Genomic DNA, 259 nt, shown 5'->3' with positions numbered 1-259 from the left:
CATCGCGCCGGTGAAACGCGCATTCTGGTCGGCCGAGAGCCGTTCGGGCTCCAGGCTGGCCAGCAAAGTGGCGGAGGCCATGGCCTCGAGATTGGTCATCGCCGAGTCGCGCGTGCCATATTTGCCTGCGATCACCTCGCCCTGTTCGGTGATGCGGATGCGGCCCTGCACCGTGCCGTGCGGCTGGGCCCGGATCGCGGCGAACGCGCTGCCGCCGCCACGTCCCACGGCGCCGCCGCGCCCGTGGAAGAGCTGCATC

General features: G+C 70.7%; 1 protein-coding gene. It reads right to left on the bottom strand.

Features of this window, described 5'->3' with window-relative positions:
• Positions 1-259, bottom strand: a 259-nt coding sequence (locus AC3II9_RS21965) for a phosphoenolpyruvate carboxylase (protein WP_489158838.1), incomplete at both ends; no start/stop codon positions are given.

It is taken from the genome of Lysinibacillus sp. RU7, from assembly GCF_057837305.1.
Note: the sequence above shows the minus strand (reverse complement) of the source record. Positions and strands in the feature narration are given on the sequence as shown.